Origin of the sequence: Micromonospora sp. CA-248089, from assembly GCF_050948515.1 — a bacterium.
GTDB lineage: Bacteria > Actinomycetota > Actinomycetes > Mycobacteriales > Micromonosporaceae > Micromonospora.
In genome coordinates this window covers 5,149,829-5,169,448 of the sequence record NZ_CP192016.1, presented here as the reverse complement: position 1 = coordinate 5,169,448, position 19,620 = coordinate 5,149,829, and the positions used below count along the sequence as shown (strand labels likewise).

Sequence of the window (19,620 nt, the reverse complement as noted above, 5' to 3'; positions counted from 1 at the left end):
TGTTTCCACCACTTTTGCCCGGGCCGCAACTGCAAGATCGCCGGGCCGGGCCGGGCCGGGGCGGGACGGGACGAGGGCGGCGGCGGGGACTTTCCGGTCCCCGCCGCCGCCCTCGTACGGGCTCTACTGCTTGAGCATGTTGTCCAGCAGCAGGGCGCAGCGGATCAGGCCGAGGTGGCTGTACGCCTGCGGGTGGTTGCCCAGCCCGCGCTCGGCCAGCGGGTCGTACTGCTCCGGCAGCAGTCCGGTCGGCCCGGCCGTGTCGACCATCTGGGTGAACAGCTCCTCGGCGTCGGTCCGGCGACCGGTGCGCAGGTACGCCTCGATCAGCCACGACGTGCAGATGTGGAAGCCGCCCTCCCGGCCGGGCAGGCCGTCGTCCCAGTGGTACCGGTAGACGACCGGACCGCTGCGCAGCTCCGCCTCGATCTTGAGCACGGTGGAGAGGAAGCGCGGGTCGTCGCCGGCGAGCAGCCCGGAGATGCCGATCCACAGCGACGAGGCGTCCATCTCCTCGTACCCGTAGGCGACGCTGTACGCCTCGGCCTCCGGGTGCCAGCCGTGCTCCAGCACGTTCGAGGCGATCCGGTCGCGCAGCTCGACCCACTCGGGCCGGTCCTCGCCACCGTGTCGGCGTACGACGTGCAGCGCCCGGTCCACCGTCATCCAGAGCATGACCTTGGAGAAGACGTGGTGCCGCGGGGGGAGGCGGGCCTCCCAGATGCCGTGGTCGGGCTCGTGCCAGCGGCGGCGTACCGCCTCGACCATGTTCTCCAGCACCCGCCACTCGTCGTCGCGGATCGAGCCACGGGCGTCGGCAACCGCCGCGATCAGGTCCGCGACCGGGCCGAAGACGTCGAGCTGGAGCTGGTGGTTGGCGAGGTTGCCGACGCGTACCGGCCGGGAGCCGGCGTAGCCGGGCAGCGTGTCGATGACCGCCTCGGCACCCAGCTCGAAACCGTCCACGGTGTAGAGCGGGTGCAGCCGCTCCGGGTGCCCGCCGGTGCGCTCGACCACGCCGTCGATCCAGCGCAGCAGCCCTTCGGCCTCCTCGGTGGAGCCGAGGTCGACCAGCGCGCGGGCGGTCATCGCGGCGTCCCGCAGCCAGCAGTAGCGGTAGTCCCAGTTGCGGACACCGCCCAGTTCCTCCGGCAGCGACGTGGTGGCCGCGGCGAGGATCGAGCCGGTCGGCTCGTGGCAGAGCCCGCGCAGCGTCAGCGCGCTGCGGGCGACCAGGTCCCGGGCGGTGGCGGGCAGCCGCAGCGAGGCCACCCAGTCCTTCCAGGGCTGCTCGGCGGCGGCCTGCCGCTCGTGCACCGGCAACCGGTGCGGCTCCAGGCTCTGCGTGCCGAAGCGCAGCTCCAGCACCACCTGGCCGCCGGCCGCCGACAGGTCGACGACCGCCTTCGCGGTCTCGTACCCGGCGTCGTTCGTGACCTCCCACTCGACGCCGGGGGAGTGCAGCGCGACCGGCTCGTTGGAGCCGAGCACCAGCAGCCCGTCGTCGAGCGGCTGGAGCTGCACCGCCACCTGGCCGAACTCGGGGCGCGGCGCGAACTCGACGCGGGCCCGCCCGGTGCCGCTGAGCACCCGGACCAGTGTCGAGTCGCCGCTGACCACGACCGGGTCGTCCGGCGTGGTCTCCCGTACCGGCAGGTCGAGCCAGTCGGTCACGGTCAGGCCGGACCAGCGGGTCTCGACGGTCATCGTGTTGCTGCGGTAGCGCTGGCCCAGCGGGATGCCGCCGCGCTCCGGCCCGACCGTGAAGTGCCCGGCCGGGCTGCCGCCGACCAGGTCGGCGAAGATCGCCGCCGAGTCCGGCTTCGGGTGGCACAGCCAGGTGATCTTGGCTTCCGGCGTGACGAGCGCGACGGTACGGCCGTTGGCGAGCATCGAGTGGCGCTCGATCGGCACCGCCCGCTCGCCGAACAGCCAGTGCCGCCGCGTCTCCAGCAGCAGCCCGAGCGCGCGGGCCGCCTCGATCGGTTCGGACACCCGGTAGTCGGCGCGGGTCTCCCCGGGGCCGATCTTGATGCCGACGTCCGGCCCGGTCAGGTTGCCGAACGCGTTCTCGTCGGTGACGTCGTCGCCGATGAACAGCACCGCGCTCGCGGCGAGCTGGGTGCGGAGCTGGTCGACGGCGGTGCCCTTGTTCGTCACCACCACCGACAGCTCGATGACCTCCTTGCCCTGGGTGACTGTCACGCCCTCCCAGGTCGCGGGGCCGCTGCGGACCGCCTCGACGGCCCGGGCGGCGACGTGCGGGTCGACACCGCGGGTGTGTACGGCGACGCTGGCCGGCTTGCGTTCCAGGCGGATGCCCGGGTGTTCGGCGGCGATCTCGCGCAGTGCCTCGCGGAGCCGGTGCCGGACCGCGATCAGCTCGGGGGTGAGCCGCTCGACGAAGCCGATGTCGAACTCCGAACCGTGGCTGCCGACCAGGTGCACCTCGCTCGGCAGCCGGGACAGTGTGGCCAGGTCGCGCAGGGCGCGGCCGGAGACGACAGCGACGCTCGTCTGCGGCAGGGCGGCGAGCGCGCGGACGGCAGCCACCGACTCGGGCAGCGGCACCGCCTTGCTCGGGTCCTCGACGATCGGCGCCAGCGTGCCGTCGTAGTCGCAGGCGACCAGGAGTTGCGGAACCCGGGCGATACGGCCGATGGCGGCACGCAGTTCGGGATCCAGCACGCCGCCGTGGGCGGCGGCGGGGGCGGGCGAGGTCACGCAGCCTCCGAATCGGGGACGCCGAGCTCGCTGAGGAACGACTTGGCCCATTGGCCCACGTCGTGGCTGCGCAGATGGCGCTGCATGACGCGCATCCGGCGGCGGGCTTCGGGCTTTTCGACATGCACGGCCCGCAGCAACGCGTCCTTCACCGCGTCCGGGTCGTGCGGATTACACAGGAACGCCTGGCGCAGCTCTGTCGCGGCGCCGGCGAACTCACTGAGCACGAGCGCGCCGCCCTGGTCGGCGCGCGATGCGACGTACTCCTTGGCCACCAGATTCATTCCGTCTCGCAGCGGGGTCACCATCATCACGTCGGCCGCGACGTACATCGCGGCCAGTTCGGAGCGACTGTACGACTGATGCAGATAATGCACTGCAGGCACGCCGACCCGGCCGAATTCACCATTGATCCGGCCAACCTCGCGTTCCACCTTCACCCGAAGTGCCTGGTAGTGCTCCACACGCTCGCGGCTGGGCGTGGCGACCTGCACCATAACCGCGTCCGGAACTGTCAACTTTCCGTCAGCGAGGAGTTCTCGGAAGGCCTTCAGCCGGAGTTCGATGCCCTTGGTGTAGTCGAGCCGGTCGACGCCCAGGATGATCGTCTTCGGGTTGCCCAGCTCCTCGCGGATCTGCTTGGCCCGGGCCTGGATCGCCGGGTCCTCGGCCAGCCGTTCCATCTCCTTGGTGTCGATCGAGATGGGGAACGCGCCCGCCTTCACCTGCCGGCCGTCGACCTGGATCATCTGGCCCTCGTAGCGCAGGCCGAGCAGGTGCCGGGCCAGCCGGACGAAGTTCTGCGCCGCCAGCCGCTGCTGGAAGCCGACCAGGTCCGCGCCGAGCAGTCCACGCAGGATCTCGGTGCGGAACGGCATCTGCATGAACAGCTCGATCGGCGGGAACGGGATGTGCAGGAAGAAGCCGATCCGCAGGTCCGGCCGCAGCTCGCGGAGCATCGCCGGCACGAGCTGGAGCTGGTAGTCCTGGACCCAGACCGTCGCGCCCTCGGCGGCGACGTCGGCTGCGGCCTCCGCGAACCGGGCGTTGACCAATCGGTACGCCTCGCGCCAGCGCCGCTTGTAGGCGGGCGTCTCGACGGCGTCGTGGTAGAGCGGCCAGATGGTCGCGTTCGACTGGCCCTCGTAGTAGCGCTCCAGTTCCTCGGCGCTCAGCGGCACCGGGTGCAGCCGGATGCCCTCCAGGTCGAACGGCTCGGGCGCGGCGCCGGTGCCACCGGCCCACCCCACCCAGGTGCCCTGGTGCTCGGCCAGCACCGGGTGCAGCGCGGTCACCAGCCCGCCGGGGCTGCGCCGCCACTGGCGTCCCTCGGGTGTGCTCACCTCGTCGACCGGCAGACGGTTGGCCACTACGACAAAGGAGCTACGGACGGTCACGATCGGCCACCTCCGGGTACTGACGGGTCCACCGCGATGAGCGTACTGAGCGTAGCTGCGGCGTCTGATCCCCCGTGCCGGAGTTACCTACCCGTCCCAGAACCGCCGAACCCACCGCGTGATCTTGTCGACACCGAAGGCTCAGAGGTCGATGATCGGCCACTCCTTCGGCAGCACCTCACCGAGCAGTTCCCGCCGGTCGCTCATGATCGGTGTGGTGGCCCGCGCGGCCTCCAGCGCCACCTGGGCGAGGTCCGTGCTCAGGAGCGTGCGCGACCAGCCGCCGAGGAACATGCACATGTCGTGCGCCACCGGCGTGACGACCACGTGGTCGAGTTCGCCGAGGATGTCCAGCAGGCGCCAGCCGTCGACGGCCACCTGCCGGTACGCCTCGGCGAGACACAGCGCCGGCACGATCACCGTCTGCCCCCGATCCGCGACCGACGCGATCTGCTCCCCGATCGCCTCGGTGCCTTCCGAGTAGGCCAGCAGGCAGGCGGTGTCGAGCACCAGCCCGGGGTCAGTCACGGGTCAGCCGTCCACGTGACGGCTCGCTCAGCAGTGCGGCGGCCCGGGCGCGCAGCTCCGGGGTGATCTTCGCCTGGGCCTCGTCGAGCGCGTGGCCCGCGTCGGCGAGCCCGCCGTCGGACAGCCGGAAGCCGACCTGCCGGAGCGTGTGCCGGGTGCGCTCGCCCGCCATCCGCCGCCGCACGCTCTCGGTGACGAACGCGGAGACGTTCGGCTCCTGGGCCAGTCGTTCGGCCACGTCGTCGGGGACGCTGATGGCGATCTTCTTGGTCATACTGAAGACGTTAGCGAGTAGTACCGTGGTCGGCAACGCGGCTCGCCGCCGTACCCCTGGGGTGGGGTGATGTGGGCGTGGCGGTCCGTACCTGTCAGGATTGACGGCGGCGTGCGCGCGGCCGGCTCCCGGCCGGCGGTGGCAGGCGGAGATCGACGCCCGCGCCCCGCACCCGACAAGCCCGCGATCGCAACCGACGGAGGTAGCCCGCACCGTGGCCCAGTTCATCTACGTCCTGGACAAGGCGCGCAAGGCGCACGGCGACAAGGTCGTGCTCGACAACGTGACGCTGAACTTCCTGCCGGGTGTCAAGATCGGGGTGGTCGGTCCGAACGGCGCCGGTAAGTCCAGCCTCCTCAAGATCATGGCAGGGCTGGACCGGCCCAGCAACGGCGAGGCCCGGCTGATGCCCGGCTACTCCGTCGGCATGCTCGCGCAGGAGCCGCCGCTCAACGACGCCAAGACGGTCCTCGGCAACGTCGAGGAGGCGGTCGCCGAGACCAAGGCCAAGCTGGAGCGGTTCAACAAGATCGCCGAGCAGATGGCCACCGACTACTCCGACGAGCTGATGGAGGAGATGGGCAAGCTCCAGGAGGAGCTGGACGCGGCCGACGCGTGGGACATCGACTCCAAGCTCGAACTCGCCATGGACGCGCTGCGCTGCCCGCCGCCGGACGCCGACGTCACCACGCTCTCCGGTGGTGAGCGCCGCCGGGTGGCGCTGTGCAAGCTGCTGCTGGAGGCACCGGACCTGCTGCTGCTCGACGAGCCCACCAACCACCTGGACGCGGAGAGCGTGCAGTGGCTGGAGCAGCACCTGGCCAAGTACGCCGGCACCGTCCTGGCGATCACCCACGACCGGTACTTCCTGGACAACGTGGCCAACTGGATCCTGGAGCTGGACCGCGGGCGGGCGTACCCGTACGAGGGCAACTACTCCACCTACCTGGAGAAGAAGGCCGCCCGGCTCTCCGTCGAGGGTCGCCGCGACGCCAAGATGAAGAAGCGGCTCTCCGAGGAACTGGAGTGGGTCCGCTCGAACGCCAAGGCGCGGCAGACCAAGTCCAAGGCCCGTCTGGACCGCTACGACGAGATGGCCGCCGAGGCGGAGAAGACCCGGAAGCTGGACTTCGAGGAGATCCAGATCCCGCCGGGCCCGCGCCTGGGCAACACCGTGATCGAGGCGCAGAACCTCACCAAGGCGTTCGGCGACCGGGTGCTGATCGACAACCTGTCGTTCTCGCTGCCCCGCAACGGCATCGTCGGCATCATCGGCCCGAACGGCGTCGGCAAGACCACGCTGTTCAAGACCATCGTCGGGCTGGAGCAGCCGACCAGCGGCTCGGTGCGCGTCGGCGAGACCGTCTCGCTGTCGTACGTCGACCAGAACCGGCAGGGCCTGGACGGCGACAAGACGGTCTGGGAGGTCGTCTCCGACGGGCTGGACCACCTCATGGTGGGCAAGGTCGAGATGCCGTCCCGGGCGTACATCGCCGCGTTCGGCTTCAAGGGGCCGGACCAGCAGAAGCCGACGAAGGTGCTCTCCGGCGGCGAGCGCAACCGGCTCAACCTGGCGCTGACGCTGAAGATCGGCGGCAACGTCATCCTGCTCGACGAACCGACGAACGACCTGGACGTGGAGACGCTGTCCAGCCTGGAGAACGCGCTGCTGGAGTTCCCCGGCTGCGCCGTGGTGATCTCCCACGACCGGATGTTCCTGGACCGGGTCGCCACGCACATCCTGGCCTGGGAGGGCGACGACCAGAACCCGGCGAAGTGGTTCTGGTTCGAGGGCAACTTCGAGGCGTACGAGAAGAACAAGGTCGACCGTCTCGGCGCCGAGGCGGCCCGGCCGCACCGGGTGACCTACCGCAAGCTCACCCGCGACTGACCGGTGCTGACCCTTGTCTGACCGGTTCGTCTACCACTGCGCGCTGCGCTGGTCCGACCTGGACGCGTACGGGCACGTCAACAACGCCCGCTTCCTCACGCTCTACGAGGAGGCCCGGGTGGCGATGATGTTCGCCGGCGGCCGGGCGTGGGGAGTGGGCTCGTTCGCCGACGGGGTGGTCATCCGCCGGCACGAGGTCGACTACCTGCGCCCGGTCGACTACGCGCTCGGCCGGGCCAGCGCGGAGGCCGCCCCGACCGTCCGGATCGAGCTGTGGGTCGACCAGATCCGGGCCGCGTCCTTCTCGGTCGCGTACGAGCTGTACGACGGCGACACGCTGGCCGGCACCGCCCGCTCGCTGCTGGTGCCGTTCGACCTGTCGGCGCAGCGCCCGCGCCGGATCTCGCCGGAGGAGCGGGCGTTCCTGCTCCGCTACGCGCCGGGGCTGAGCGGATGACCGGGCACGGGCTGACCGGAACGGCCGACGCCGGGGCCTTCCTGGCCCGGCTGGTCCGGTTCGACCCGGCCACGGTGGTCCGGCTGCGGCCGGTGCCGGGCGCGGGCCGTACCGCCCTCTGGGCGCGCCTGCCGTGGGGTGTGCTCGTGGTCCGTACCGTGCCCGGCACCGCTCCCGGTGACGTCACGGTGGCTGCGGGGGAGCTACTGGCCGAACTCTCCGCCGGGGGCGCGGCGCTTCCGGTACGCCGGGACGACGGCTGGCGGTGGCAGCTGCCACCGGCGGCGAGCCGGGCGGTGGAGGCGCTGCCCGGCGCCGAGCTGCTCCGGATCGCGGACGCGGCGGCCCTGACGCTGCGCGAGGCGGCGGCGCACGGCGTGGGCGGCCGTGCGGTCGGGCAGCGGGTGCTGCGGGACGCGCTGCTGGACCACGTCGCCGTGGTGGTGACCCCGGACGAGGCGCCGGGCAATCCGGTGGAGGTGTCGCAGCGACTGGTCCAGGCGCTGGTCCGGATGGGTTTCCTCGGCACCGGCGAGGACGACGTTCAGGTGCGGGCGGCTGGTCGATGGGTCGGGCTCGTCGGGCCGTTCGGGTCGGCCTGGTCGCGGTCCGTCGCCGATCTTGCACTCAGGCCGACAGGTGGTCATCCGAAAGGATGACCCCGGTTCGTCCTTCCGGTTTGGGGCGGTCGTTGGGGGGATGCCTCAAGCCGTCTGTCCGGGTACCGTCCATCCTCGGATCCAACGCACCGTAGGCGTCCGGATCCGCTGGGGAGTGAGGTGCGCGAGCGATGCCGTGGTGGTCATGGCGCCCTGGTCCCGCCGCTGGCGGGGAGCCGGAGACTCGAAGCGGGACCACAGTGGATGACACCATCCGGGTCGGACCACCGACCCCTCGGCAGCCGGGGGACGACGTGGCGCCACCCGAGCGTCCGGTCCTCACGGACATGCCGGCCACCGTCGCTCCGGTCACCCTGAGCCGGGTCTGCGACGCGCTCGACCTGCTGGACGTGCGCTATCTGGCCGACGGCGACGGCAACCTGCTGGCCATGTGGGAGCGGCACGCGGTGCTCGTCGCACTGGAGGGTCCGGAGGACGAGATCCTGGTGATGCGCGCCCGCCCGCACGCGACCGTCCCGCCGGACTGGGCCGACCGGGCCTACCGGGTGGTGAACGAGTGGAACCACACCCGGCGCTTCTGCAAGGCGTACATCGGCGACCCGACCGAGCGTGGTCAGCTCCCGATCTACGCCGAGTTGCAGGTCCCGCTCGGCGCCGGCGCCCACGACGCGCTGCTGGTCGAGATGCTCGACTGCGGCGCCGCTGTCGCTGTCACGTTCGTCGACTGGCTGCACGACGAGGGCGCCCTGCTCTGAGCCGGGCTCAGCCCGCGGCCGGGTCCTCCATCGCGTTCACCATGAAGTAGGCGGCCCGCTCCAGGTAGTCCCACAGCGCGGCGGCGATCTGCGGCGGCAGGTCGAGCGTGTCCACCGCCCGGCGCATGTGGCGCAGCCAGGCGTCCCGCTCGGCCGCGCCGATCCGGAACGGGGCGTGCCGCATCCGCAGCCGCGGGTGGCCGCGCTGCTCCGAGTAGGTGTGCGGGCCACCCCAGTACTGCATGAGGAACAGGGTCAGCCGGTCCGCCGCCGGGCCGAGGTCCTCCTCCGGGTACATCGGCCGCAGCAGCGGGTCGTCGGCGACGCCGGCGTAGAACTCGTCCACCAGCTTGCGGAAGGCCGGTTCGCCGCCGATCGCCTCGAAGAGGGGCATCGACTCGCCTGGGGAAGTCACCCTTCCATCCTGCCAGGTGCGGCCCGGCACCCGCGCCCGCCCGCCGGGCGGCGCGGATCACGTCACCGCGTGCCGGCGCCGGCCGTGCTCGCGGTTCCGGTCACCCGACGCCGGGCCGTGCGCGTGCGCGGGCGGCGCTCCGGCGCCGCCCGGCGACTCGGCGCGGGCGGCCGCGATGGCCTCGTTGATCACCTGCGGCCGGGGCCAGGCGAGCGCCGCGACGATCATGATCAGGACCCCGGCGGCGCTCCAGACGCCGACCACGGACGGGACCGAGAACCGCTCCGCGAGCGCACCCGTGGCCAGCACCGCGGCGCCCTGGATGACCTGCGTGCCGCTGGCCATGACGCCGAACGCCCGGGCCCGGAATCCGTCCGGCAGTGCCTGTACGAACAGGCCGTTGGCGACCGGGACGAGCCCGGCGACGGCGAAACCGCACCCGGCGGCCAGCAACGCCACCACCGTCGGCGGCGGGTTGAACAGCGCGGGTACGAGTGTCGCCGGCGCGATGATCATCAACGGTCGCATCAGCGTCAGTCGCCGCTCCGGGCCGACGAGTCGGCTGATGGTCAGCCCGCCGAGGATGTATCCGACCGGGACGGCGGCCATGATCAGCCCCTGGGCGGTGCCCGCGTCCATCCGGCCCCCGGCCCGGTCGGCGGCCCAGCCCGCGGCCAGCCCTTCGGGGACGATCGAGAAGAGCATCGCGCTGAACACCAGCACCGCGATGGCGCGCAGCACCGGCCGCTCGAAGACGATCTGGAAGCCCTGGACGGTCTCCCGCAGCAGGTGGCTGCGGTGCACGTCGGCCATCGCCGGTGGTCGCTCGCGTACGCCGAAGCGGACCAGCGCGGCCGACAGGGCGAAGGTGCCGGCGTTGATGAGCAGCGCGGTGTTCGGGTTGAGCGCCGCCACCGTGGCGCCGATCAGGTAACCGACGACCTGGGCGGCCTGACCGGCGCTGGCGAAGGCGGACAGGCCCACGACCAGCCGGTCCCCGGTCAGGATGTGCGGCAGCAGCGCCGACCGAGCCGCCTGGCTGGGCGGGTTCGCGAGCGTGGCCAGGAAGATCAGCGCGAAGATCGACCAGGTCGGCACCCAGGGCATCGCGACCAGCGCCATCAGCGCCATCCGGAGGAGGTCGCAGATGACCATGACCCGCCGGTAGTGGTGCCGTTCGGCGAGCGCGGAGAGCAGGGGGCCGCCGACCAGCCAGGGAAGGTAGCTGGCGGCGAACGCGGCGGCGGAGAGCGCGACCGAGTCGGTCTCGCGCAGCACGAGCACGGTGACCGCGGCGCGGGCCAGGTAGTCGCCTACCCAGGAGAGGGTGTTGGCGGCGAAGATGGCGCGGAACTCCGACTGACCGAAGACGTCCCGGAAGGTGGCCGGGCCCTCCTGGGCGGGTCGCGCATCGGACACCGTCGCCTCCATCGTTCCTGGTCGACCACTTGTGATGGCCCGACCGGGAACCGTCGTCAGATCAACCGATCAGCGAGGACACGAGCACGCCCCCCGGTGGAGCGTGTGCACCGGATTCTGCCCGATCGTCTGACAACTGGCTAGGGCGAACGGATTGATCGTCGCATCTCCGACTGAACGAACGGACGATACCCGAGGGGCCGCGCGGTGCGCGACCCCCGGAAATAGTCCGGCTCGTGCGGCGACTCAGGTGGGTCCGGCGGTGCCCGTCCCCTCGGCGGCGGGCGGCGCCGGCGGCTGGACCGGCAGGCCCGGGAACAGCCGGGCGGCCGCGATCTGCGCGACGATCCCCGAGTTCTCCAGCGCCTCCGCGAGGCGGCGGCGCAGTTCGCGGCCGACCGCGAACTGCCCGTCCGCGGTGGTCTTGACGACGGTACGGATCACCGCGCCGTCGACTGTCATCTGCTCGACGCCGAGGACCTCCGGCTCCTCCACGATGCTCGGCGCCAGCTCCGGGTCCAGCGCCACCGACGCCGCCGCGGTACGCAGCACGGCGGTGGCCTCCTCGGTGCCGGCGAATCCGATCGGCAGGTCGACCACGACCAGCGCCCAGCCCTGGCTCTTGTTCCCGACCCGGACGATCTCGCCGTTGCGGATGTACCAGAGCACGCCCCGGCCGTCCCGGACCGTGGTGACCCGCAGCCCGACCGCCTCGACCACGCCGGTGGCCTCGCCCAGGTCGACCGTGTCGCCGACGCCGTACTGGTCCTCGATCAGCATGAACAGGCCGGCGATCAGGTCCTTGACCAGGCTCTGCGCGCCGAAGCCGAGCGCCACGCCGGCGATGCCCGCGCTGGCCAGCAGCGGAGCCAGGTCGAAGCTGAACTCCTTGAGCACCATCAGCAGCGCGATGCCGAAGACGAACGCGGTGACCATGCTGCGCAGCACCGACCCGATCGCCTCGGCCCGCTGCCGCCGCCGCTCCGGCACGAACTGGTCCGGGTCGAGCGAGGCGCTGGGGATCCGCTCGCGCAGCGGGCGCAGCATGGTCGGCACCGCGCCCTCGGTGGTGGTGCGCACCAGCCGGTTGATGGTCCGGTGCAGCGCCCACCGGGCGGCCACCGCGAGCAGCAGGATCAGCGCCACCCGCAGCGGCTTGAACAGGATCCAGTAGCTGCTCTCGGCGAACCAGGCGGAGTTGGTCACCCGGTACACCCATTCGCAGGAGCTGCTGCCCTGGCAGTCCGGCTTCCGGTCGGAGACGGCGGCCAGCACGGCGGAGATCAGGTCGGAGACGTTCACTGTGCTTTCGTACCGCACGCCCGGCGGACGACGGACACCGCCACCTCGGCGAAGTGTCGCTACCGGCGGGGGTAGCCCGGGATTAGTACGTGCAATCCGGGGCGCGATCAGGGACTATTGGCGCAACGGACGTCGGGTGATCCGGCCGGCGTCGGAGCCGTTCCGCGCTGTCCGCGGGGCGGTTCCGACGCAGACGGGGCGGAGCGACTGGACCGGGAGGGTGAGCGCGATGCCTGACATACGACCCACGGCGGGCTCCGGTGCACTCGTTCTCAACGCCACCTACGAGCCCCTGTGCGTCGTGTCGGTGCGTCGTGCCGCGATCCTCGTCCTCTCCGCCAAGGCGGTCTGCGTCGCCGACGGCGAGGGCATCCTGCACAGCGCGCGGAACGCGTTACCGGTGCCCTCCGTGGTACGCCTGACCCGCTACGTCCGGGTGCCCTACCGCACCCACGTCGGGCTGTCCCGGCGGGCCGTGTTCGCCCGCGACGGGTGGCGGTGCGCGTACTGCCGGGGGCCGGCCGAGACCATCGACCACGTCTTCCCGCGCAGCCGGGGCGGCCGGCACGCCTGGGAGAACGTGGTCGCCGCCTGCGCGCGGTGCAACCACACCAAAGGCGACAAGACCCCGGCCGAGCTGGGCTGGCGGCTGCACCACCTGCCGGCCGCGCCCAAAGGAGCCGCCTGGCGGGTGCTCGGCCACCGCGCCCCCGACCCGCGCTGGGCGGACTGGCTCGACCTGCGTGAGCCGGAGCCCGAGGCGGCCTGACCGGCGCCCTCAGCGCGCCTTGACCAGCGACGCGTAGACGACCAGGTTGTCCGCGTACCCGGTCTCGCCGCCCACCCAGCGCCCGCCGCAGGTGATCAGCCGCAGGTTGGGCCGGCTGAAGTCGCCGTAGACGTCCTCCACCGGCAGCTTCTCCTTGCCGTACCGCTCGATCGAGGTCACCTCGAACACCGCCACCGAGCGGTCCTCGCGGGACACCTCGATCCGGTCGCCGTCCTCGAGGTCCTTCAGGCCGTGGAAGACCGCCGGCCCGGTGGTGGTGTCGACGTGCCCGACGAGCACAGCCGGGCCGTACTGGCCGGGCGTGGGGCCCTGGTCGTACCAGCCGACCTCGCCGGCCCGCTCCACGTCCGGCACGTCGATGCTGCCGTCCGGCGCGATGCCGACCCGGTGCACCGGCGCGCGCAGGTCGAGCTTGCCGATGCTCAGGTTGGTCGGTGGGCTGGCCGGCAGCACCGGGAACTTCTTCGGCGGCGGGCGCAGGCCGGCGACGATCCGGTCCGGCAGCACGCTGACCCCGGTCACCCGTTCCAGCCCGAGCATGGCCACGATCAGCGCCATCACGCTCGCCACCACGAGCACCGGGACCCCGGGGCTGCGGCTCGGGGCGTACCGGCGGGTGGTGGTCCTGGTGGCGCGGGCCGGGACCGGGCCGGACCTGGGGTCCGCGGTGGCGACGCTGGCCGTGAACGCGTGCCCGGCGACGTGGGCGAACCGGCGCGCGGCCCGGCCGGTCAGCCGCAGCGCGGCCCGGAGCCGTCCGCGGCGCTCCGCCGACCGGCGGGCGGCTGCGCGGCGGCGGGTGCGGTCCGCCGCCGGTCCGGTACGGCCCCGGCGGCGCGATGAGCGGGCCATGGTGGCACCTCTCGTCAGGCACGGCCGCCGGTCTTGCGGCGGGCGCTCACACCGGCCACCACTGCTACCGCGACCAGACCGCCGACCAGCAGCAGCGAGCCCGTGCCCCGGCTACCCGCGGTGCCACCGCCGCCGGTCGCGGGCCCCTTGCTCGGCTGCGCCATGTTGAGCACGGTGAGCATGGTCGAGGCGGTGTTGCCGTTGGAGCAGTCCAGGTTCACCGGGTAGTCGCCCGGCGCCTTGTTGCCGGGCACGGTGACCGAGCCGGTGAGGAAGCCGTTGTCCGGCCGCAGCGTCACCCGCCCGAAGGCGTCCGAGGTGACCTGCGCCTGGCGGTTGTTGCTGTTGTCGCAGCCGGCTCGCAGGTTCACCCGGGATCCGGCCTGGACGCTGTTCGGCGTCACCTCGATGAACACGCTCTCCCCGGCCCGGGCCGGGGGCGCGGTGGTCAGGACGAACGCCGCCACCAGGCCGAACAGGCCCAGCAGGGACGACAACGCACGATGTGACAGGAGCCCTCGCATGGTTCCCCCCTCCCGGCGCGACGGTGCGCCGGACCACTGACGGGCAGCGGCGCCTGCTTTCCCGGAGGGCAGGGGAAGCTAACGAGGCGCCTTGACCACCGGATGCCAGGCCAGCGGGGTGGAGAGCACCATGGTGCTGGACGGCTGCCCGTACGGCGCGAGGCGGTCGATGACCTCCTCGAACTCGCCCATGTTCGTGGCGGCGACCTTGAGCATGCTGCAGGCGTCCCCGGTGATCCGGTGGATCTCCATGATCTCCGGCCAGCCGGTGACCTCGGGGTCGTTGAGGATGCAGCGCGCGCCGTAGCAGGACATCCGGATCAGCGCGAGCACGGTGCGCCCGGCCCGGGTCAGGTCGACGTGGGCGTGGTAGCCGGTGATCACTCCGGCTTCCTCCAGCCGCCGTACCCGCTCGGCCACAGCGGGCGGGGACAGGTGGACCCGGCGGGACAACTCGCTGTACGACAGCCGGGCGTCGGCCTGGAGTTCGCGCAGCAGGGCCCAGTCCATGTCGTCCACGCGCGGACCTTCCTTCCGTAAAGACGACGACGCGAGATGGTTTCAGTTCGCGAAGTGAGACCACCATACCGCCGTTGAACAGGCATTCCATTCGCGCGCCCACCAGCGGGATCATGATTTCTACCCCGCGCACGGACGGAGAATGACTGTGGAACAGACGACGGCGGTGCGCCCGGTAACCCCCCAGGAACGGGCGGCTCGGGCGGCGCGCAACGGCGGCGAGCCGACGCTGGAGTTCGCCGACCGCGTGCCGTACGACGCGTACGTACGGGCCAGCACGCTGCACCGGCTCCAGGAGCCGCTCAGCGACGACCCGGGCGAGATGTCCTTCCTGATGGTCAGCCAGATCATGGAGCTGTACTTCGGCCTGACCTGCCACGAACTTCGGCACGCCAAGCGCGAGCTGCGCGAGGACCGGATCTGGGAGGCGCTGCCCCCGCTGCGCCGCGCCGCGCTGCACCTGGAGGGCCTCAACGCCGCGTGGCACGGCCTGCGCTGGATGAGCCCGGCCGACTTCAACCGCTTCCGCGACCGGCTCGGCGAGGGCTCCGGCTTCCAGTCCGCCATGTACCGGCAGCTGGAGTTCCTGCTCGGCCTGCGCGACCGGGCGCTGATCCGCCCGTTCCGCCGGCAGACCGAGGTGTACGACGAGCTGACCGCCGCGCTCGCCGTCCCGAGCCTCTGGGACGAGGTGGTGGCGCTGCTGGCCCGCAAGGGCTTCGACGTGCCCGCCGAGCTGCTGGCCCGCGACGTGAACGCCGAGCACGAGGCGCACCCCGCGATCGAGGCGGCCTGGGTGCGGATCTACGGGGACAACGGCCCGGACAACCACCTGCGCCTGCTCGGTGACGCGCTCACCGACGTCGCCGAGGAGTTCGGCGACTGGCGCTGGAACCACGTCAAGGCCGTCCAGCGCACGATGGGCGCCAAGGTCGGCAGCGGCGGCTCCGCCGGACTGGCATGGTTGCAGCGCAGCATGGCCCGGGTGGTCTTCCCGGAGCTGTGGTCGGCCCGCACCGCGATGTGACGAGAGAGAACAGCATGCACACCCCCGAGAACGAAGCCCTCCGCCGCGACGCCGCCGACCCCGGCCACCGGCACCTGTTCCACATCCCACCCGCCGACGGCGGGCGCTACCCCGACACGGCGTACCTCGCCGGCAACTCGCTCGGCCTCCAGCCCCGGGCCACCCGGGACGAACTCCTCGCCGACCTGGACGCCTGGCAGCGCCTGGGCGTCGAGGGGCACCTGGAGTCGGAGCGGCCGTGGCTGCCGTACCACGAGCTGCTGACCGCACCGGCCGCCCGCCTGGTCGGCGCGCTGCCCGCGGAGACCGTGGTGATGAACTCCCTGACCGTCAACCTGCACCTGCTGATGGTCAGCTTCTACCGCCCGGCCGGCGAGCGCACCCGGATCGTGATCGAGGACAGCGCATTCCCCTCGGACAGCTACGCGGTGCGCAGCCAGGCCCGCTTCCACGGCCTGGACCCGGACACCACAGTCGTACGCCTCAAGCCGCGCCCCGGCTCCGACACGCTCGGCACCGAGGACGTGCTGGACTTCCTGGCCCGCGAGGGTCACACGGTGGCGCTGCTGATGCTCGGCGGCGTGAACTACCTGACCGGCGAGCTGATGGACATCCCCGCCATCACCGCCGCCGGCCGGGCCGCGGGCGCGGTGGTCGGCTGGGACCTGGCGCACGCCGCCGGTAACGTGCCGCTGGCGCTGCACGACTGGGACGTCGACTTCGCCGCCTGGTGCTCGTACAAGTACCTCAACTCCGGCCCGGGTGCGCTGGGCGGCGTCTTCGTCCACGAGCGGCACCTCGGCGACCCGTCGATCCAGCGGTTCGAGGGCTGGTGGAGCACCGAGGCGGCCACCCGGTTCGAGATGACCCCGGTGTCCCGGCCGCCGGCCACCGTGGAGGCGTGGCAGATCTCCAACCCGCCGATCTTCGCGATGGGCCCGGTGCGGACGTCGCTGGAGCTGTTCGATTCCGTCGGCATGCCGGCGCTGCGCGAGCGCAGCCTGCGGCTCACCGCCTGGCTGGAGCAGCTGCTCGACGAGGTGACGCCGGGCCGTCCGCTCACCGTGGTCACCCCGCGCGACCCGGCTCGGCGCGGCTGCCAGCTCTCCGTGCGGATCGGGGTGGGCAGCGCGAACGAGCTGACCAAGCGCCTGCGGCACGAGCACGGCGTGGTCGCCGACGCCCGGGAGCCGGACATCGTCCGGTTCGCGCCGGTGCCGCTCTACTCGACGTACCACGACTGCTGGCGGGTCGCCGAGGCGCTGGCGGCAACTGTTGAGAAGGAGGGGTCATGACGGAGCGCGACGAGATCGCGGTGGTGGGCGCCGGGCTGGCCGGCTGCCTGCTGGCCTGCTACCTGGCCCGCCGTGGCTACCCGGTGGCCCTCTACGAGCGGCGGCCCGACCCGCGTACCGGCACCGTCGAGCGAGGCCGGTCGATCAACCTGGCGCTGTCCGAGCGCGGACTGGACGCGCTGCGCCGCATCGGCCTGGAGAACGAGGTGATGGCGGACGCGCTGCCGATGCGCGGCCGCATGATCCACCCGGTCGAGGGCGAGCCGGAGTTCCAGTCGTACAGCGGCTCCGGGGACCGGGCGATCAACTCGATCAGCCGGGGCGCGCTGAACAACGCGCTGCTCGACGCCGCCGCCGCGCTGCCGAACGTGCGCGTCGCGTTCGACCACCGGCTGGTCGGGCTCGACCCTCTCGGCGGCGAGATGACGTTCGAGACGCCGCAGGGCAAGGTCACCGCCACCGCCTCGGTCGTCCTCGGCGCCGACGGCGCCGGCTCCGCGGTGCGCGGGCAACTGCTCGCGTACGGCGGCCTGACGGAGAGCCTCGACTTCCTCGACTACGGCTACAAGGAGCTGACCATCCCGCCGCTGGGCGGGGAGTTCGCGCTCGACCCGGGCGCGCTGCACATCTGGCCGCGCGGCACCTCGATGATGATCGCGCTGCCGAACCCGGACCGCTCCTTCACCTGCACGCTGTTCTGGCCCACCCACGGCACCCGCAGCTTCGCCTCGCTCAGCAGCCCGGCGGCGATCGAGCAGTTCTTCGCCACCCACTACCCGGACCTGGTCCCGCTCGCGCCGAACCTGGTCGACGACTACCAGCACAACCCGGTCGGTGTGCTCGGCACGGTGCGCTGCACGCCGTGGCAGGTAGCAGGCAAGGTCGGCCTGATCGGCGACGCCGCGCACGCCATCGTGCCGTTCTACGGCCAGGGCGCGAACTGCGCGTTCGAGGACGTGGTCGAGCTGGACCGCTGCCTCGACGAGTGCGACGACGAGTGGGCCGCCGCGCTGCCGCTGTTCCAGCACCGCCGCCAGGACAACGCCGAGGCGATCGCCCGGATGGCGCTCGCGAACTTCGTGGAGATGCGGGACAAGGTCGCCTCGCCGGTGTTCCGCACCCGCAAGCAGGTCGAGCACGCGCTGGAGCGCGCGCTGCCCGGCCGCTACGTCTCCCAGTACGAGCTGGTCTCCTTCTCCACCACCCCGTACGCGCAGGTGCGCCGCCGGGTGCGGGCGCAGTACGCGGTGGTCGGCGCGGTCGCGGCCGGCGCGGTCGCGCTGCTGGCCGGTGGGGTCCGCGCGGCGCTGGGGCGGCGGCGATGACGCTCTGGGATCCCCGGCTGATGACCGGGCACGCACCGGACGGCCCCGGCCTGCTGCGCAACTTCGTCGGCGGCGAGTTCGTCGACGCCGGTTCCCGGTTCACCAAGCGCAGCCCGGTCACCGGCGAGCCGGTGTTCGAGGTGGCCGAGGCGTCGCAGTCGACAGTGGACGACGCGGTCGCGGCGGCCCGGGCGGCGCTGCGCGGCCCGTGGGGCCGGATGGGGGAGCGGGAACGCGCCGAGGTGCTGCGCCGGGTTGCCGACGAGCTGGAACGGCGCTTCGACGACCTGGTGGCCGCCGAGGTCGCGGACACCGGCAAGGCCATCTCGCAGGCCCGGACGCTCGACATCCCGCGCGGCGCGGCCAACTTCCGGGCGTTCGCCGAGATCGTGGCCACCGCGCCCACCGAGTCGTTCACCACAGTCACCCCGGCCGGGGGCCGGGCGCTGAACTACGCGGTCCGCAAGCCGGTCGGCGTGGTCGCGGTGATCGTGCCGTGGAACCTGCCGCTGCTGCTGCTCACCTGGAAGGTCGCCCCGGCCCTGGCCTGCGGCAACGCCGTGGTGGTCAAGCCCAGCGAGGAGACCCCCGCCTCGGCCACGCTGCTGGCCGAGGTGATGGCCGCCGCGGGCGTGCCGGACGGCGTGTTCAACCTGGTGCACGGTTTCGGCCCCGGCTCGGCCGGCGAGCACCTGACCCGGCACCCCGGGGTGGACGCGATCACGTTCACTGGTGAGTCGGCGACCGGCAGCGCGATCATGCGCGCCGCCGCCGACGGCGTGAAGGCGGTCAGCTTCGAGCTGGGCGGCAAGAACGCCGGCCTGGTGTTCGCCGACGCCGACCTGGACGCGGCGGTCGCCGGTTCGGTGCGGTCCAGCTTCACCAACGGCGGCCAGGTGTGCCTGTGCACCGAGCGCATCTACGTGCAGCGGCCGGTGTTCGAGGAGTTCACCGCGCGGCTGGCCAAGCGCGCCGACGAGCTGGCGTACGGCTGGCCGGACGACGAGGCGACGGCGAACATGCCGCTGATCTCGCACGGGCACCGGGACAAGGTGCTCGGCCACTACGCGCTGGCCCGCACCGAGGGCGCCGAGGTGCGCGCCGGTGGCGGCGCGCCGCGCTTCGGCGACGCCCGCGACGGCGGGGCGTACGTGCAGCCGACGGTGCTCACCGGACTCGGCCCGGACGCCCGCACCAACCAGGAGGAGATCTTCGGCCCGGTGGTGCACGTCGCGCCGTTCGACGACGAGGACGAGGCGTTCGCGCTGGCCAACGGCACCGCCTACGGCCTGGCGGCGACGGTGTGGACGCGGGACGTGGGCCGGGCGCACCGGGCCGGCGCCCGGCTCGACGCCGGCATCGTCTGGGTCAACACCTGGTTCCTGCGCGACCTGCGCACCCCGTTCGGCGGGGTGAAGGCGTCGGGTGTGGGCCGCGAGGGCGGCGTGCACTCGCTCGACTTCTACTCCGAGCTCACCAACGTCTGCGTGGATCTCACATGAGCGC

19 protein-coding genes are annotated in these 19,620 nt (G+C 72.3%); 9 read left to right on the top strand and 10 right to left on the bottom strand.

All coding sequences use genetic code 11. The features are described 5' to 3' along the window. Positions 1–123: 123 nt before the first annotated feature. From otsB to ACQP26_RS24170, 4 genes are all read right to left on the bottom strand, one after another. On the bottom strand, positions 124–2,724 hold the full coding sequence (otsB, locus tag ACQP26_RS24185; RefSeq protein WP_269704498.1) for a trehalose-phosphatase: 2,601 nt from the start codon (positions 2,722–2,724) through the stop codon (positions 124–126). Next, on the bottom strand, positions 2,721–4,121 hold the full coding sequence (locus ACQP26_RS24180; RefSeq protein ID WP_269704499.1) for an alpha,alpha-trehalose-phosphate synthase (UDP-forming): 1,401 nt from the start codon (positions 4,119–4,121) through the stop codon (positions 2,721–2,723). The genes otsB and ACQP26_RS24180 overlap by 4 nt, the downstream gene beginning before the upstream one ends. 141 nt (positions 4,122–4,262) lie before the next feature. Continuing rightward, on the bottom strand, positions 4,263–4,649 hold the full coding sequence (locus tag ACQP26_RS24175; protein WP_433494074.1) for a hypothetical protein: 387 nt from the start codon (positions 4,647–4,649) through the stop codon (positions 4,263–4,265). Further along, positions 4,642–4,923, bottom strand: a complete 282-nt coding sequence (locus tag ACQP26_RS24170; protein WP_269704501.1) for a hypothetical protein — start codon at positions 4,921–4,923, stop codon at positions 4,642–4,644. The genes ACQP26_RS24175 and ACQP26_RS24170 overlap by 8 nt, the downstream gene beginning before the upstream one ends. 214 nt (positions 4,924–5,137) lie before the next feature. Between ACQP26_RS24170 and ettA the strand changes: the two genes are divergently transcribed. The 4 genes from ettA to ACQP26_RS24150 all read left to right on the top strand — a co-directional run bounded on the left by ettA (position 5,138) and on the right by ACQP26_RS24150 (position 8,646). Then, entirely contained in the window at positions 5,138–6,814 is a 1,677-nt protein-coding gene (ettA, locus tag ACQP26_RS24165) for an energy-dependent translational throttle protein EttA (protein WP_269704502.1), read from the top strand. Positions 6,815–6,827: 13 nt separating this feature from the next. Then, positions 6,828–7,271 (top strand): acyl-CoA thioesterase, encoded by a 444-nt coding sequence (locus tag ACQP26_RS24160; RefSeq protein WP_269704503.1) that lies wholly within the window; start codon positions 6,828–6,830, stop codon positions 7,269–7,271. Next, positions 7,268–7,930: a hypothetical protein gene (locus tag ACQP26_RS24155; RefSeq protein WP_281576963.1), complete on the top strand. Its 663-nt coding sequence runs from the start codon at positions 7,268–7,270 to the stop codon at positions 7,928–7,930. The genes ACQP26_RS24160 and ACQP26_RS24155 overlap by 4 nt, the downstream gene beginning before the upstream one ends. Positions 7,931–8,061: 131 nt before the next feature. Further along, a complete protein-coding gene (locus tag ACQP26_RS24150) occupies positions 8,062–8,646 on the top strand; it encodes a YbjN domain-containing protein (RefSeq protein ID WP_269704505.1) in 585 nt (194 codons plus the stop codon). 7 nt (positions 8,647–8,653) lie between these two features. Here the strand turns inward: ACQP26_RS24150 and ACQP26_RS24145 are convergent, their stop codons facing one another. The 3 genes from ACQP26_RS24145 to ACQP26_RS24135 form a co-directional block, all read right to left on the bottom strand. Beyond that, positions 8,654–9,040 (bottom strand): globin, encoded by a 387-nt coding sequence (locus ACQP26_RS24145; protein WP_269707019.1) that lies wholly within the window; start codon positions 9,038–9,040, stop codon positions 8,654–8,656. A gap of 78 nt (positions 9,041–9,118) precedes the next feature. Then, positions 9,119–10,492, bottom strand: coding sequence for an MFS transporter (locus tag ACQP26_RS24140; protein ID WP_269704506.1), 1,374 nt, complete (start codon positions 10,490–10,492; stop codon positions 9,119–9,121). A gap of 234 nt (positions 10,493–10,726) precedes the next feature. Beyond that, on the bottom strand, positions 10,727–11,782 hold the full coding sequence (locus ACQP26_RS24135; RefSeq protein ID WP_433494073.1) for a mechanosensitive ion channel family protein: 1,056 nt from the start codon (positions 11,780–11,782) through the stop codon (positions 10,727–10,729). Positions 11,783–12,011: 229 nt separating this feature from the next. On the opposite strand from ACQP26_RS24135, the gene ACQP26_RS24130 reads away from it, so the two are divergent. Next, entirely contained in the window at positions 12,012–12,551 is a 540-nt protein-coding gene (locus ACQP26_RS24130) for an HNH endonuclease (RefSeq protein ID WP_013288071.1), read from the top strand. A gap of 9 nt (positions 12,552–12,560) precedes the next feature. On the opposite strand, the gene ACQP26_RS24125 is transcribed toward ACQP26_RS24130, so the two are convergent. From ACQP26_RS24125 to ACQP26_RS24115, 3 genes are all read right to left on the bottom strand, one after another. Then, entirely contained in the window at positions 12,561–13,424 is an 864-nt protein-coding gene (locus tag ACQP26_RS24125; protein ID WP_433494072.1) for a class F sortase, read from the bottom strand. Between the two features lie 14 nt (positions 13,425–13,438). Further along, positions 13,439–13,948: a hypothetical protein gene (locus ACQP26_RS24120; protein WP_135241659.1), complete on the bottom strand. Its 510-nt coding sequence runs from the start codon at positions 13,946–13,948 to the stop codon at positions 13,439–13,441. 78 nt (positions 13,949–14,026) lie between these two features. Further along, positions 14,027–14,467, bottom strand: a complete 441-nt coding sequence (locus ACQP26_RS24115; RefSeq protein ID WP_269704509.1) for an Lrp/AsnC family transcriptional regulator — start codon at positions 14,465–14,467, stop codon at positions 14,027–14,029. 142 nt (positions 14,468–14,609) lie between these two features. Between ACQP26_RS24115 and ACQP26_RS24110 the strand changes: the two genes are divergently transcribed. The 4 genes from ACQP26_RS24110 to ACQP26_RS24095 are packed head-to-tail and all read left to right on the top strand — an operon-like array spanning position 14,610 to position 19,616. After that, entirely contained in the window at positions 14,610–15,494 is an 885-nt protein-coding gene (locus ACQP26_RS24110) for a tryptophan 2,3-dioxygenase (protein ID WP_269704510.1), read from the top strand. Positions 15,495–15,508: 14 nt separating this feature from the next. Beyond that, the gene (gene kynU, locus ACQP26_RS24105; protein WP_433494071.1) at positions 15,509–16,789 is read left to right on the top strand and encodes a kynureninase; all 1,281 of its coding nucleotides are present in this window, start codon (positions 15,509–15,511) and stop codon (positions 16,787–16,789) included. Next, the gene (locus tag ACQP26_RS24100) at positions 16,786–18,114 is read left to right on the top strand and encodes an FAD-dependent oxidoreductase (RefSeq protein WP_433494070.1); all 1,329 of its coding nucleotides are present in this window, start codon (positions 16,786–16,788) and stop codon (positions 18,112–18,114) included. The genes kynU and ACQP26_RS24100 overlap by 4 nt, the downstream gene beginning before the upstream one ends. A gap of 20 nt (positions 18,115–18,134) precedes the next feature. Beyond that, the gene (locus ACQP26_RS24095; RefSeq protein ID WP_433496191.1) at positions 18,135–19,616 is read left to right on the top strand and encodes a 2-hydroxymuconic semialdehyde dehydrogenase; all 1,482 of its coding nucleotides are present in this window, start codon (positions 18,135–18,137) and stop codon (positions 19,614–19,616) included. Positions 19,617–19,620: the final 4 nt, after the last annotated feature.

What these genes read in the sequence shown, in the direction of transcription:
- ACQP26_RS24170 (WP_269704501.1), bottom strand. Translation starts at nt 4,923, where the DNA reads ATGACCAAGAAGATCGCCATCAGCGTCCCCGACGACGTGGCCGAACGA.
- ACQP26_RS24155 (WP_281576963.1), top strand. Translation starts at nt 7,268, where the DNA reads ATGACCGGGCACGGGCTGACCGGAACGGCCGACGCCGGGGCCTTCCTG.
- ACQP26_RS24150 (WP_269704505.1), top strand. Translation starts at nt 8,062, where the DNA reads ATGCCGTGGTGGTCATGGCGCCCTGGTCCCGCCGCTGGCGGGGAGCCG.
- ACQP26_RS24145 (WP_269707019.1), bottom strand. Translation starts at nt 9,040, where the DNA reads ATGCCCCTCTTCGAGGCGATCGGCGGCGAACCGGCCTTCCGCAAGCTG.
- ACQP26_RS24140 (WP_269704506.1), bottom strand. Translation starts at nt 10,492, where the DNA reads ATGGAGGCGACGGTGTCCGATGCGCGACCCGCCCAGGAGGGCCCGGCC.
- ACQP26_RS24130 (WP_013288071.1), top strand. Translation starts at nt 12,012, where the DNA reads ATGCCTGACATACGACCCACGGCGGGCTCCGGTGCACTCGTTCTCAAC.
- ACQP26_RS24125 (WP_433494072.1), bottom strand. Translation starts at nt 13,424, where the DNA reads ATGGCCCGCTCATCGCGCCGCCGGGGCCGTACCGGACCGGCGGCGGAC.
- ACQP26_RS24120 (WP_135241659.1), bottom strand. Translation starts at nt 13,948, where the DNA reads ATGCGAGGGCTCCTGTCACATCGTGCGTTGTCGTCCCTGCTGGGCCTG.
- ACQP26_RS24110 (WP_269704510.1), top strand. Translation starts at nt 14,610, where the DNA reads ATGACTGTGGAACAGACGACGGCGGTGCGCCCGGTAACCCCCCAGGAA.
- kynU (WP_433494071.1), top strand. Translation starts at nt 15,509, where the DNA reads ATGCACACCCCCGAGAACGAAGCCCTCCGCCGCGACGCCGCCGACCCC.
- ACQP26_RS24100 (WP_433494070.1), top strand. Translation starts at nt 16,786, where the DNA reads ATGACGGAGCGCGACGAGATCGCGGTGGTGGGCGCCGGGCTGGCCGGC.
- ACQP26_RS24095 (WP_433496191.1), top strand. Translation starts at nt 18,135, where the DNA reads ATGACCGGGCACGCACCGGACGGCCCCGGCCTGCTGCGCAACTTCGTC.